Below are 12,556 nucleotides of genomic sequence, written 5' to 3'. Positions count from 1 at the left end.
ATTAGTCAATTAACCAATTTAAATAATTAACCCATCTAGTCTTGCCAAAAGAATATTTCAAAAAGCTTCAGGATTTGCTCGATACAGAGCGCAATGAAGATTTACAATCCTACTTAAAACTTACTGAAAATACTTCGGCAGCCGATAGGAGGGCCCTGGGTTTAACCTGGTACCCTATTGCAATCAGGAATACCGAAATAGGCCGTGGCGATTATTTAACTGTAGAGTTGGAAAGGACTACCCATCAGGATTTTTCTCATCAGTTCCGTTTTGGTTCTGCTGTGGTATTATTTTCTAATCACGATGCCAAAGAAGACCGTATAGAGGGGATTATAAATCACCATGGTGGCAGCAGGATGAAAATCAGCTTCCGTGTGGATGAATTACCAGACTGGACCAGAGATGGCAAACTCGGTGTAGATTTACTTTTTGACAATAACAGTTACGACGAAATGCAGAGCGCCCTTAAACAGGCTACGCACTTAGCGGAAAATGAATCAGAAAATAAACTGATCCGTATTTTAACGAAAGGAGAAAAACCTTCATTTCAGGGCGAAGAGAAATTTATCATTCCAAATACGCTAAACGACTCGCAGCAATTAGCCGTGAATAAAATTATTTCAGCTGATCATTTGGCTGTGGTTCATGGTCCACCAGGAACCGGAAAAACAACAACGCTTGTACATGCTATAAAATCGCTGGTTAAACACAGCGATCAAAAAATCCTGGTGGTTGCACCAAGTAATACCGCTGTTGATTTACTTACGGAGAAATTAGCAGCTGAAGGGCTAAAAGTAATCCGTGTGGGTAATCCGGCAAGGGTTTCAGAAAGATTGCTTGCCGCTACTCTTGATCATCAAATGGCCGATCATCCGGAGATGAAAACGATTAAGGCCTTAAAAAAACAAGCCAGCGAGTATAAAAACATGGCCCACAAATACAAGCGGAGTTTTGGCAAAGCAGAACGGGAGCAACGTAAGGCCTTGTTTGATGAAGCGCATAAAATTGGAAAAGAAGTAGAAAAAACAGAGCAGTACATTATGGATAATCTGTTTACTAAAGCACAGATCATTACCGCCACCCTGGTGGGAGCCAACCACTATACCGTTCGGAATTTAAAGTATAATACCATTGTAATTGATGAAGCTGGCCAGGCTTTGGAACCGGCCTGTTGGATACCGATTTTAAAAGCACAGAAAGTAATATTGGCTGGCGATCATTTTCAGCTTTCCCCAACTATAAAATCAAATGAAGCCGCGAAAAATGGTTTAAGTAATACTTTACTTGAGAAAGCAGTAAATCTTCATCCAGAGTCTGTTGTATTATTAAAGGAGCAATACAGGATGAACAAAGATATTATGGGGTATTCGTCTCAGGTATTTTACAAAAACGAGTTGATAGCGCATCACGCGGTTGCTGACCATTTATTGTTCGCCGGCGATCAACCTATTCAATTTATCGATACGGCAGGTTGTAGTTTCGACGAAAAATTAGATGGAACCAGTACAACCAATCCTGATGAAGCTGCATTTTTGGTCAAACATTTAACGCATTTAGTAAATAATTTTAGAGATCAGTCTTTAACTGAAAATTTTCCTTCTATTGCTATTGTCTCCCCTTATAAACAGCAGGTTCAGATTTTAAATGCATTGGTTCAGGAAAATGAAATTTTAAATCCATATCGCAATAAAATTGCGGTGAATACCATTGATAGCTTTCAGGGGCAGGAACGTGATGTGGTTTATATTAGCCTCACCAGGAGTAATGGCGATGGAAGTATCGGGTTTTTATCAGATACCAGGAGAATGAATGTTGCCATGACGAGGGCAAGGAAAAAGCTGGTGGTTATTGGCGATAGCGCTACTTTATCGAAATCTAATTTTTATGCTGAATTTATAAAGTATGCTGAGCAACTTAACGCATACCACAGCGCCTGGGAATTTATGGAGTTATAGCCATAAAACTGTTACTTCATATATTTGCTTGCCATTATATAATGCAAGTTGATACTAAACCTTTTCCAGTTTCTTTTCTTCTGCAAGTTTGCCCGATATACTGGCCCCTGCAATTAATAGTTCGTGTGTAATCGTTTTGGTATATTCTGTAATTTCTGATTTAAAATCTTTTACGGATGAGCCTGAACGGATTTCTTCCAGCCTTTTTTCCCATTGTCCGGTAAGTTCAGCCTGTGCAATCTGTTTATCTTTAACCACTTCATAAACAGCGAGCCCTTTATTGGTAGGTACAAGATTTCGCTTTTCCCTTGTAATATATTCTCTGGTGATTAGCGTTTCGATAATGGATGCACGTGTTGCCGGCGTACCTAAACCACTATCTTTCATGGCGTAGCGTAATTCTTCATCTTCAATCTCTTTGCCGCATGTTTCGAGCGCTTTTAATAACGAAGCCTCATTGTACATTGGCTTTGGTTTAGTCTGCTTTTCTAAAAGAGATTTTTCCGTTATAGGCAATTGTTCTCCAACAGCAACCTTTGGTAATGCTGCATTGTCTTCATCCTTTTTATCGTCTTCAGGGTCGTTAAAAACTGCTCGCCAGCCTGCAGAGCGGATTACGGTTCCGTTAGCCACAAAAGTAACTCCTGATTGAATGGTTATTTTGGTTAATTCCTTAATACATTCCTGGTGAAAAGCCTCAATCATACGGCCAACAACCATATCGTATACCGCTTGTTTATCTGCACTTAGCCCATAAGCCTGTTCGCCGGTTGGTAAAACAGCATGGTGGTCGGTTACTTTTTTAGCGTTAACACTTCGCTTATTTAAAGTAATAGTTTGCAAAAACTGAGCTTGCTTTCCAAAATCAGCATGATCGGTGAATTTTGCAATCAAATCTGGAACGCCTGCAAAAACATCATCGCCAATATATCGCGATCCGGTACGGGGGTAAGAAACCAATTTACTCTCGTACAGGTTTTGCAAAATATTAAGTGTCTGATCAGCAGTATATCCTTTTTTCTTATTGGCTTCTTGCTGTAAACTGCTTAAGTCATGCAATAACGGAGGTGGTTCTTTTCTTGGCTTTGCTTCTACAGCCGTAATGTTTCCGCCCGTTGGAAAGCCAGAAGCCACATCCTCTACAAGCGCAAATAACTTTTCTACTTCTTCCTTTTCTTTATAATTTGAAGTTGATATAGCCTTAAATGTCTGCTCATCTTTGGTCAGCAAAATACTGATCTGGTAATAGGTTTGGGGAACGAAATTTTTAATCTCCAAAAAGCGGGCACAGATCATGGCCAGGGTAGGCGTTTGTACCCGCCCTAACGAAAGAACTGTTCTATTGCCTGCCGAAATACTTAGCGCCTGTGTAGCGTTCATTCCCACCAGCCAGTCTGATTCTGAGCGGCAATGAGCCGAATTAAACAAGGTATCGTAATCGGTTCCAGGTTTTAAATTTCTGAATCCATCTTTTATCGCTTCATCTGTTTGCGAAGAGATCCAAAGGCGTTTGAAAGGTTTTTTACACTTCAGGTAATAATAAATGTACCTGAAAATTAATTCACCCTCACGCCCCGCATCCGTCGCCACAATAATTTCGCTCGCCTCATCAAAAAGTTTTTTTATAGTGTCTAATTGTTTCCGCACTGCGGGATCTTCTACAAAACCATCTTTTGTTTTAATCTTTCTAACGGCAAGTTTAAACTTTTGTGGAAGCATGGGTAAATGTTGCTTCCTCCAGCCAATAAAGCCGTAATCTTGAGGTGGAGCCAATTGTAATAAATGCCCGAATGCCCAGGTAAAAGAATAACCTTTACCTTCAATGTATCCATCTTTCCTGGTGGTTGCTCCGAAAACTTTAGCAAGTTCACGACCAACAGAGGGCTTTTCTGCAATTACAATCTTCATGAATGGGCTTATCTTTTCAACCCCAAAGATGATTAAAATATTGGCAACCGATTAAAAAAATTACTCACAATGCTACTTAACATTCGTTTTGGCAAACAATTATCAGATAACTTTGTCCATCATTTGTGTCAGGATTTTTTATATCGAATTGATTAACAATTTGGTAATATCGCTATCTAACAGCTACAATTGATTTTTAATGAATGGATAAAATTTATGAACTGGCAGGAAATAAAATTAAAGTGGGGCTCGAACCGCAATTAATCCGCGTGTATAGTAATGCTCAACTCTGGGCTTATCTTGATGGAAAAGCAGATGCAAGTTTTGAACTTTTGATAAATACAATTAAAGCCGATTATGAACAGCATTTCGGTAAAGCACTGGCTATTTCTAACGCTTCGCTTATTGTAGAGGTACTGGTGCATGTGTATTGCGACTACCTGGGATTGTCTTTTAACCGCATAGTAAAGATAAAATGGATTCAGGCTTTGGTTAAAAAACTGCTCAAACGTGCCGAAGTTGTAGACTGCGGTGAAAAGGAGGTAGACAGTAACCGTTGGGTTTGGGACTTACTGGCCAGCAGCAAATCGATCTTTATCTGGATTTTACCAAAAAACCTGAACGCCAAAAATATTAAACAATATTAATCCGTTTGGGCTGCTAAAATCTGTTCCTGATTTAATACAACACTTGCAGCCAATGTTTCATTTAAAAATGATGAATTGTATTGTTGTTCTGAATTATTGATAAACAGTACCGTTCGGTCAGAAATGGTGTTGATCACCTGATCGGCCAATTGAGCCGGAACAGCGGGGCAACCTTGGCTTCTGCCCAGTCTACCCAATTGATTGATGCTTTTTTGACTTACATAACTGGCGCCATGAACCACAATAGACCTTTCTCTTGCATTGTTGTTAAAACCTTGATCCATGCCATCCAGTTTAAGTGAACGGCCATGTTTTCCGTAGTAGACTTCGCCAGTTAAATAAAAACCTAAACTGCTCTGGTTCGAATTGATGTTGTTTGAAAAGTAGGCTGGTTTATCGCCACCACTGTTTTGCCCATGGGCTACCCAAGTATTTAACAACAGTTTTTTGCTTGCAAGATCGATAATGTATAAACGTTTTTTACGGCTTTCCTGATCAAAATCTGCAATGGTTAAAATAGATCTGTTATGTAATAGGCCAGAATATTTTAAGTTATAAAAACCGGTTAAGGCTTTTTCAAAAACCTGTTCACTCAATCCAGCAGAATCTAAGTGGACCTGATGGTAAATATTCGAGATATATTGGTTGTATAGGCTATCTGAAGCAATAGACTTTACTGCTTCTTTTTGAGTTTCTGGATGCTCCACGGCTTTCCAACTTGTTCCGACAATGCTCATGCCCACTAAAAAAACCGTAGCAATGTCCAGGATGTATTTCTTCATTCAGTATGGTTTAGTTTGATATTGAGCTATTTATACGGTTGTTGTGTCTAAATGTTGCCCAAAACAATTTTGTAGTGTTCCAAATACAATTGGTTTTACATTGTTGTGACTTAAAGCGTGGTTATATAGCTTTTGGGAATGTGGATTTGATTTTCTGAAAATTAATAATACCAACAATCTTTTTTATTTGGTGTTATGTATTAAAACTGTACACATGAAGATTTTATTAACGGGAGCAAACGGTTACATAGGCACCAGGCTACTCCCGCTGTTGTTAGAAGAAAAGCACGAAATCGTTTGTATGGTAAGGGATAAGCGTAGGTTTATTTCAGCCTCTGATTTAAGTGATCAGGTTAAGGTTATTACGGGCGATTTACTAGATGCAGAAAGCTTAAAAGAAATTCCAACGGATATTGATGCCGCATACTACCTGGTCCATTCCATGTCTTCGAGCCAAACCGGCTTTTCTGATATGGAGAAAATTTCGTCTGAAAATTTTTCAACAGCCATACGAAATACCAATTGTAAACAGATTATTTATTTAACTGGGATTGCAAATGATGAACACCTCTCAGAACATCTAGGATCGAGGTTAGCGGTAGAAGCAGAACTTAAATCATCAGGAAAAGCCTGTACCATTTTAAGAGCGGCAATTATTATTGGCTCTGGTAGTGCCTCATTTGAAATTATTAGGGATTTAACTGAGAAAATTCCTTTCATGATTACGCCCAAATGGGTGGAAACCCGCTGCCAGCCAATTGGTATACGTGACGTTTTGGCTTATCTGATTGGTGTTCTGCGTAATGATAAGGCTTATAATAACACTTTTGATATTGGTGGACCAGATATTCTAACTTATCGGGAAATGCTTTTAGGCTATGCCAAAGAACGTGGATTAAAACGCTGGATCATCACCGTTCCTGTTTTAACACCAAGATTATCTTCTTTGTGGCTAAATATGATTACTCCGGTACCTTATTCATTAGCCCGTAGTTTGGTAGACAGTATGAAGAATGAGGTAATATGTAAAGATAACCGTATCCAAGAAGTTGTACCGCTAAAATGTTTAAACTATGCCGAAGCTTTACACTTAGCGTTTGAAAAGATTGATCAGAATTCTATTGTTTCGAGCTGGAAGGATGCCCTGAATCGTGGCTATTTAAATTCTAATTTTATGGATCAGATTAAGGTACCACAAAATGGAACCTTAGAATATAAAGTGAAAATGCCATTCGAACGTAAAGCCGAAGAAGTTTTTGAAAACATTTGGAGCATTGGCGGCAATAGAGGCTGGTATTTTATGGATTGGCTTTGGCATTTACGTGGCTTTTTGGATAAAATGTTTGGTGGGGTAGGCACCAGAAGAGGAAGAACCAGTAATACCGATTTACAGGCAGGAGATGTACTCGATTTCTGGCGTGTTTTGCTTGCTGATAAAAAGAGTAAACGATTATTGCTTTATGCTGAAATGAAAGTGCCTGGTGAAGCATGGCTTGAACTAAAACTGGTAGAATTTCATGGAAAAGCATTTTTATCGCAAATAGCTACCTTTAGGCCTAAAGGTTTGTGGGGCAGGGTATATTGGTATGCCATGTGGCCCTTTCATATTATACTCTTTAAGGGAATGGCCAAAGAGATTACTACTTACAAGCCCGATAATTAAATCTATTTGCCTATTTTTGCCACACAACGAATATAAAATGCCAAACGAAGAAAATGATTACTCTTTCTGGACCAAGTACAAAAGATTTGCTTCAACAGAAATTTTGATGTACCTGATCATGATTATCGGTATTGGCCTCGGGATTATTTTTTTAAGCTAAGTGCTAATTTTAAATAATCTGCAGAATTTATATCATTAATGAATTTCGAAAACTCATTATACTGCGCTGCAGGAAATGTACCATCATTTAGTATAAATTTCCGATAATAGGTTAGTTTGTTACCTGCTAAGCTTGCCTTACATACATATTCCCCGAAAGGGCTTTTAAAAGCTTTGTCTTGTCCAGCAATGAGTTCCGTAATTACATTGTCTGGCAAGGTATAAATAATGGTATCTTCATCTGTATATCCGCGGTTAATGTAGACAGGATGTGTTCTATTCTTTATCTCAGGAATTGACCTCCTCAGATTAAAGGCATTGAGCTGTAAAAACATTTTATTTCCATTAACAGGGGCGTAATTTCTGATGTTAATGCTCACTTCTTCTGTTAATTTCGGCGATATATCTTTTTTCTGCGCAAAGGAAACTGCCTCGAAATCAATATTGTCAATATTGTAAGCTTCCTTTAATAGTTTATGCTGTTCGGTTATTGATTTACCGATCAATGATTCCTGATTTTCGTATTGTGAGCCGGCGTAAACAGTATTCATCTTCCCAGATACACTGCCGTCTAACTGAAGCGTTAAGTCGGCCTTACGTATCTGTAAGTTCTCAGCAGTTGTTAGTTTTGGTGTATGCAATAGTTTTCCTCCTTCGGTAGTACAGGCCAGTACTAATCTATCATCTGTAAAATCGCTTAAAAAGCCAAAGGGTATTTTTTGGCTGGTGCATTCTAACCAGGTGGTATCACCTTTTAATGGCATACATAAAATAACATGATTGCCCTGTACCATACTGGCGTATTTCGGGTCCATACTTTTCTTTTCAGAACCAGCCGATACTACGCAGTAATAAGAATCTATATTTGCTGCACTGAGCAGGCTTTGCATATAGTTTACTAAAGCTTTACAATCACCATAACCCAGCCGGTCTACTTCGCTGGCTGCAATTGGCTGAAAACCACCAATACCAATTTGTACGCTGATGTACCTTGTTTTGTCTTGTAAATACTGATAAATTTTACGTGCCTTATCTTTGTCCGTTTTTTCGTTTTTTACAAGATCTTTTACCATTTCAATGGTGGCAGGGGGCAGGGCTTTGCGTGCTGCTAACAGATCGTCATAAATCCATTTGCCGAGTTCTTTCCAGTTGGTATAACTGCCTTTATGGTTGTAATAATAAAATGCTTGCGGGGCAATCTGGATGTTGGTTGCATAAGTTTCGTGTGCCGGGCTATAGGGTTCAGTTTTAACCGCCAGGATATTATTTGCCTTCCAGATTGTTTTTTTCTGCTTCTCATCAGTTAGTACTTCTGGTGTACCGCTATAATTCTGGGTTTTTATTCTCACCTGATCTGCTGGCTTACAAATAAAAGTATAAGTACTTTTCTCTACCGAAACATCATCTGCTGGTTTCGGACTCCAATCGGGTATAATCAGATTTTGCTTATTTCTAATTTCATAATTGTAAACCACGGTATAAGGATACTCGTTTACCGATGGCAGGTAATGTTTTACGCGGCTATCAACAAATAAGGAAAACCCATCGGCCGCGCTCATATCAGCAAAATCGTTCTGAGAAAACTTGTTGGTGAGTTTGCCAAGACTGTTGTAAACTTCTCCCTTTATCCCTTTAATTGAAATGTTTTTATCGTAATAGAGCACCAAACGTGCTTCGTCCTCTCCATTTTGGTTAAATACCGTAATGGCTTTTTTTACATTGAGCATTACGTTATCAGGCGAGCGCATATCAATGGTTGTTTCTTCATTCCTGATACAGGCATTGGCGCGGGTGCGCAGGTTAGCGGGAATTAAATCAACATCATAGTTATCTTGCGCAAAGCCAGCAACAGAAACTAAAAGCAAGGAAAATACGGTGAATAAAAGTCTCATTTAATTTGCCTTTTTTAATAAAAATTCTGTTTTCTGGTTTTGGATGATCTTGCTGTAGAATTCCTTTAAGAAAAGATATTCTTCTGGCTGATAAATAGCATTATTAAACTGTAAAATCTGACTCATCGAAATGGTGTTTTCATCTAAACCTGTTTGCAATAAATACTTTCCACCAGCATTGGGTAAAGCAATTGCCATATCTTTTGGTTTTTCTATCAATTGATATTTTTCCGGTAAAAGCACATTGATGATGATGCGCTCGTCAGACGCCGCACCCAAATCAACCGGGTAGGTACGTTCGTTTAAATTAAACGGATTTTTCGAAATGGTATTAATGAAAAATGGACTAAAATAAAATTGATCTTTATTGGTGCCATCGTTTATGGTAAACTCTACTTCGTATTTTTCTATTAAAGAATTTTCTACACTATCCAGGTTCGAAATTTGATGGTCCAGTATCTTAATTCTGGTTAAGCGTTCGTCAAGCTTCTCTACATACTCATCTGGCGAATTGTATTGGAGAATATCTTTACGTTTGCCATATGCCGCGTAACCCATAGTATGGGTAGTTAAAGTGCCAATAATTTTTCCTTCAGTAGTCATTTTTCCCGTAAGGATATAACTGGTGGTTGTTTTCTGGCTGGCCTTTAAATCGATCCAGTAAGATGGCTTTTTTAGATTGATTACCCGGCCTTGGTCGTTAATACACCGCAGTGGTAACAATCCGAAGGGTAGAAGTGGTTCAGTGGCATCCAACAAATAGCTTTTATCAGCAAGGTTTACTTTAGCCACCAGGTAATTAAAATCACTCATTACCGGATAAAGTTTGTTTACAGTTCCATTGTCACGGGTAGAAAGGATAACTGCTTCTGCATCTAAACCTGCTGCAGAAAGCGCCGCAATTAGGCTCAGGTTAATATCCGCCACATTGCCCGATCTGTTTTCTAATGCCTTTTTGATATTATCTTCTGAATATTTTCCGTAATAATTATTCCACTTGATCTGCTTTTTGATATAATTATAAACGGCTTTTGCTTTATCTAAATCAGTCGTACTTCCCTTTATGATTTCTGGAATGAGGTCTTTAAAAACATCTTTCCTTTTCATCTGATCGCCCAAGGTTTTATATGATGACAGTTCATAATCAACATCTTTCCAGGTTTTCGTATAAGATGTTTTTCCTCCATTCAAATTCTGTACATCCGAAAGCTCAAAATAAATGGCCGATTTAAAGTTACTGGGAGCGGTCATATTATCTTCTTCAATAAATGCCGGAATGTTTTTCATCATGTAGTTGATTTTTGAGCAATCGATAGCTACGCCTGAAAGCCTTAAACATTCTTTACTCAACTCTACTTTTTGATCCGTCAGTTTTTGAAATCCTCGCAAGGAAACATTGTAATTGTAAATGCCTGGAATGTAAACCAAATATTCGCTAATTACCTTTGGAATATCACCTTGAAATTCCCATGTTTTGAAATTAAACAAGTTGGGCGATTTTAACCTGTAACTATATTCAATTACAGAACCTTCTTTGAGGTTTGGAAGCGTAAACTTGGTTAGCCTGGTGTATTTTGACCGGTTTTCAGTGAAAACAGCTTTTCTATCCATCACGGTTTCCACAAAGTTATTGTTTACATAATTAAAAGTAGAAGCTTTTAAATCACTGATCGTTTCTTCGCGGGACTCGTCTTTATAGGTTGGAATAACAATATTAGCTTCCTTAAAGCCTTCTTTATTGTAGATTTTGATTTTTACATGGTGCTCAAAAATCAGCTCTAAACTACCTGTATTATCGTCGCGTTGAATTGATGCCGTACCAAATTCTTTTAAAACAATAGCATTCGCATTGCTGTCTAATTTTTTTCTGTCGAATTCATAATCGTCATAGGTAATTGCGCCAAAGTTAAAGTTTTGAGCATGAGTAGTTAATGATAAAAATACAAGGAATAGTATGGCTAATGTCTTATTCATTTGAGCGTATATAAATTGTCGCAATTTAATTCTACAAACTAACATTCTGAAATAATTTGACAATTAAATTTATAAATTAATAAAGCTGTTTTACAGAACTAATGAAACCTTTTTAGCACTTTTGAAAAAAAGAATTTGACATTCCGATTCAAATCTAATGTCGCAAATCTCACATCATAAGAAATGAAATTAAATTTAAAGCGCCCTTTAGCATTTTTTGATTTAGAAGCTACTGGAATTAATGTTGGAGCCGACAGAATCGTTGAAATAGCGATTTTAAAAGCCATGCCAGATGGTTCTGAACTGGTTAAAACCTGGCGTGTAAATCCCGAAATGCCAATTCCTTTGCAAACGTCGTTAATACACGGTATTTACGACGAAGACATTGCTAACGAGCCTACCTTTAAAACTATAGCAGCAGAAATTGCTGAATTTATTGGGGAAAGTGATCTTGCAGGGTACAATTCGAATAAATTTGATATCCCGATGCTTTTAGAAGAATTTTTAAGAGCTGAAGTAGATTTTGATATGAACAACCGCAAGTTTGTTGATGTACAGAATATATTCCACCAGATGGAGCAACGTACCTTAAAAGCGGCTTATAAGTTCTATTGCCAGGAAGATTTAATTAATGCACACGCTGCAGAAGCAGATGTTATTGCCACTTATAAGGTTTTACTTGGCCAGTTAGAAATGTACAAGGAAACCGAGTTTGAGAGCAAACAGGGTGTAAAAAGTATCCCCGTTGTAAATGACGTAGATGCATTGCATATTTTTACCAATATTAATAAACCTGTAGATTTTGCTGGTCGTTTAGTGTATAATGATAATGATGAAGTGTGTTTCAATTTCGGTAAACATAAAGGTAAAACAACAGCACAGGTATTTTCTGTAGAACCTAGTTATTATGCCTGGATGAAGAATGGCGACTTCCCCTTGTATACAAAGAAGAAATTAGATGAGGAGTGGGCAAAATTCAATGCGAAGAAAAATGAGAACAAGGCAGCGAGACCTCAAAATAATACACCTGCCAATAAACCTCAATATCAACAGAAACCTCAGCCTAAGCAAGAAAAACCTGCACAACCGATCAACACGGATATGTTGGAGCAATTGAAAATGAAGTTTGGCAAGTAGGTGTTTTTTTACCACAGATAAAAAGGATAAACACAGATCATTATGTTAATGTGGAAGAACTTAATTCTATAACTGAAAAAATAATTGGAGCTGCTTACGTTGTTTCAAATACGCTAGGTTGTGGCTTCCTGGAAAAGGTTTATGAGAATGCAATGTTCCTGGAAATACTAAAATCCAATTTCTGTGTGATAAAACAACAGCCATTACATGTTTTTTATGATGATCAAGTTGTTGGTGAATACTTTGCGGACTTATTGGTTGAAAATGAAGTTATAGTTGAAATTAAAGCAATAAAAGAGTTGAACGAAGTTCATCAGGCACAGCTGATGAACTATTTGGTTGCTTGCAATAAAAGATGTGGACTGTTAATCAATTTTGGGAAACCAAGAGTAGAGATTAAGAGAATGCTAAATGGCTATTAAACACTTGTTTAAGATTT

The 12,556-nt window shown here is 37.8% G+C and carries 10 protein-coding genes; 6 read left to right on the top strand and 4 right to left on the bottom strand.

Annotated elements, in window-relative coordinates; genetic code table 11:
- The first annotated feature begins 41 nt into the window (after nucleotides 1–41).
- A complete protein-coding gene (locus tag AC1RJ8_RS00960) occupies nucleotides 42–1,955 on the top strand; it encodes an AAA domain-containing protein (RefSeq protein ID WP_492952201.1) in 1,914 nt (637 codons plus the stop codon).
- Between the two features lie 54 nt (nucleotides 1,956–2,009).
- On the opposite strand, the gene AC1RJ8_RS00955 is transcribed toward AC1RJ8_RS00960, so the two are convergent.
- On the bottom strand, nucleotides 2,010–3,863 hold the full coding sequence (locus tag AC1RJ8_RS00955; protein WP_492952202.1) for a DNA topoisomerase 3: 1,854 nt from the start codon (nucleotides 3,861–3,863) through the stop codon (nucleotides 2,010–2,012).
- A 203-nt stretch (nucleotides 3,864–4,066) separates the two neighbouring features.
- On the opposite strand from AC1RJ8_RS00955, the gene AC1RJ8_RS00950 reads away from it, so the two are divergent.
- On the top strand, nucleotides 4,067–4,510 hold the full coding sequence (locus AC1RJ8_RS00950) for a hypothetical protein (protein ID WP_492952203.1): 444 nt from the start codon (nucleotides 4,067–4,069) through the stop codon (nucleotides 4,508–4,510).
- Here the strand turns inward: AC1RJ8_RS00950 and AC1RJ8_RS00945 are convergent.
- Nucleotides 4,507–5,292, bottom strand: a complete 786-nt coding sequence (locus AC1RJ8_RS00945) for a murein L,D-transpeptidase catalytic domain family protein (RefSeq protein WP_492952204.1) — start codon at nucleotides 5,290–5,292, stop codon at nucleotides 4,507–4,509. The two genes, AC1RJ8_RS00950 and AC1RJ8_RS00945, sit on opposite strands and share 4 nt — an antisense overlap.
- 214 nt (nucleotides 5,293–5,506) lie before the next feature.
- Between AC1RJ8_RS00945 and AC1RJ8_RS00940 the strand changes: the two genes are divergently transcribed.
- Both AC1RJ8_RS00940 and AC1RJ8_RS00935 read left to right on the top strand, forming a co-directional pair.
- On the top strand, nucleotides 5,507–6,955 hold the full coding sequence (locus AC1RJ8_RS00940; RefSeq protein ID WP_492952205.1) for an SDR family oxidoreductase: 1,449 nt from the start codon (nucleotides 5,507–5,509) through the stop codon (nucleotides 6,953–6,955).
- A 37-nt stretch (nucleotides 6,956–6,992) separates the two neighbouring features.
- Nucleotides 6,993–7,115 carry a hypothetical protein gene (locus tag AC1RJ8_RS00935; protein ID WP_255512125.1) on the top strand — a complete coding sequence of 41 codons (123 nt, stop codon included), beginning with the start codon at nucleotides 6,993–6,995 and terminating at the stop codon, nucleotides 7,113–7,115.
- Here AC1RJ8_RS00935 and AC1RJ8_RS00930 read toward each other — a convergent pair.
- Nucleotides 7,099–9,006: a DUF3857 domain-containing transglutaminase family protein gene (locus AC1RJ8_RS00930; RefSeq protein WP_492952206.1), complete on the bottom strand. Its 1,908-nt coding sequence runs from the start codon at nucleotides 9,004–9,006 to the stop codon at nucleotides 7,099–7,101. The two genes, AC1RJ8_RS00935 and AC1RJ8_RS00930, sit on opposite strands and share 17 nt — an antisense overlap.
- Complete coding sequence (locus AC1RJ8_RS00925; protein WP_492952207.1) at nucleotides 9,007–10,980, bottom strand: transglutaminase family protein; 1,974 nt, start codon at nucleotides 10,978–10,980, stop codon at nucleotides 9,007–9,009. It lies immediately after the preceding gene.
- A gap of 183 nt (nucleotides 10,981–11,163) precedes the next feature.
- Here AC1RJ8_RS00925 and AC1RJ8_RS00920 point away from each other — a divergent pair, with 183 nt between their 5' ends.
- Both AC1RJ8_RS00920 and AC1RJ8_RS00915 read left to right on the top strand, forming a co-directional pair.
- Complete coding sequence (locus AC1RJ8_RS00920; RefSeq protein WP_492952208.1) at nucleotides 11,164–12,117, top strand: exonuclease domain-containing protein; 954 nt, start codon at nucleotides 11,164–11,166, stop codon at nucleotides 12,115–12,117.
- A gap of 50 nt (nucleotides 12,118–12,167) precedes the next feature.
- Complete coding sequence (locus AC1RJ8_RS00915) at nucleotides 12,168–12,539, top strand: GxxExxY protein (protein ID WP_492952209.1); 372 nt, start codon at nucleotides 12,168–12,170, stop codon at nucleotides 12,537–12,539.
- The last annotated feature ends 17 nt before the right edge of the window (nucleotides 12,540–12,556 follow it).

The organism is Pedobacter sp. GW822-FHT03F06 (genome assembly GCF_058801365.1).
Note: the sequence above shows the minus strand (reverse complement) of the source record. Positions and strands in the feature narration are given on the sequence as shown.